General features: G+C 76.2%; 1 protein-coding gene. It reads left to right on the top strand.

The window, feature by feature from the left end; genetic code table 11:
- The coding region (locus ACE3Q3_RS23040; protein WP_374449984.1) for a transglycosylase SLT domain-containing protein at window positions 1-1,717 on the top strand (1,717 nt) is incomplete at both ends.

Genomic DNA, 1,717 nt, shown 5'->3' with positions numbered 1-1,717 from the left:
GCCGGCCGCCGCCCAGGCCGGCCTGCCGGCCGAGGTCGCGGCCGTCTGGCAGCAGGCAGGTGCGGCGATCCGCACCGGCGCCTGGGCCGACGCCCGCCGTCTCGCCGAGGCGAGCGGCAACCCGGTCGCCCCCAAGCTCGTGCGGTGGCTGGAATGGCAGCGCGACGACCTGCCGGCCGACGCGGCCGAGATCGCGGCCTTCCTCGACGCCAATCCCGGGTGGCCCGGCGCCCAGCGGCTGCAGCGGCTCGTCGAGGAGCGGCTCGACCCGGCGGCGCCCGATGCGGCGGTGGCGGCCTGGTTCGGCCGCCGGCCGCCCGAGACCCACGCCGGCCGCGTCGCCTATGGCCAGGCGCTGCTCCGGCTCGGACGGGTCGACGACGGCAATGCCGTGCTCCGCCAGGCCTGGGTCGAGGGCAGCCTGCGGGCCGAGGAGGAAAAGGACTTCCTCGCCCGCTTCGGGACGGCGCTGCGGCCGGCCGACCATGCCGACCGGCTCGACCGGCTGATCTGGGCCAACGAGACGGTCGGTGCCCAGCGCATGCTGCCGCTGGTCGACGCCTCCCGGCAGCGGGTCGCCGAGGTGCGGCTGCGCCTCAAGGCCGGGCGCGGCAGCGACGGGCTGGCGCGCCTGACCGAGACCGAGCGCGCCGACCCCGGCCTGATGTTCGACCTCGTCCGCCATTACCGGCGGGTGGAGGACGACGCCGCGGCCGAGATCATCCTCACCGGCCGGCCGCCCGAGCAGGTGCGTCCGGCCGCGTGGTGGGTCGAGCGCAACCTGCTCGCCCGGCGGGCGCTGCGCACCGGCGCCACCGCCAGCGCCTACCGCCTCGCCTCGACCCATGGCTACACCGAGGGCGCGCCGCTGGCCGAGGCGGAGTTCCTGGCCGGCTGGATCGCGCTGCGCTTCCTCGACGATCCCGCCAAGGCCCTGGCGCACTTCACCCGCCTCGACGCCGCCGTCGGCATGCCGATCAGTTCCGCCCGCGCCGCCTACTGGCTCGGCCGGGCGGCCGAGGCGGCGGGGGACAAGGCGCAGGCCATGGCCCGCTACCAGCATGCCGCGCGCCATCTCACCACCTACTACGGCCAGCTGGCCGCCGAGCGGATCGGCCTCACCACCGCCCCCGACTGGGTGGTGGTGCCGGCGATCGAGCCGACCGACGCCGAGGCCGTCGCCTTCGCCCAGCGCGAACCCGCAGTCGCCGTCGAACTGCTGCTGGCGATCGGCGAGGCCCGCGCCGCCAGTCCATTCGTCCACCGCCTCGTCTTCGATGCGAAGACCCCGGCCGAGCACGCCCTCGCCGCCCGCCTCGCCCAGCGGGCCGGGCGGCCGAACCTCGGCGTGCTGGCCGGCAAGCGCGCCGGCTACGCGGGGGTCCACCTGCCGGGTGCCGCCTTCCCGGTCCAGATGGCGGCGACCGAGGCCGATATCGAGCCGGCCCTGGTCAATGCCGTCATCCGGCAGGAGAGCATGTTCGACCCGGCGGCGGTCAGCAGCGCCGGCGCCCGCGGGCTGATGCAGCTCATGCCGGCCACGGCGCGGCAGCTCGCCCGCCAGACTGGCGAGCCGCATTCCGACCAGCGGCTCGTCACCGACCCGGCCTACAACGTGGCGCTCGGCAGCCGCTATCTCGCCGACCAGATCCGCAATTTCGGCGGCTCCTACATCCTGGCGGTCGCCGCCTACAATGCCGGCCCGGGCCGCTCGCGC

This window comes from Allostella sp., assembly GCF_041913585.1.
Classification (GTDB): Bacteria; Pseudomonadota; Alphaproteobacteria; order ATCC43930; family Allostellaceae; genus Allostella.
This window is presented reverse-complemented; position numbering and strand designations above follow the sequence as displayed.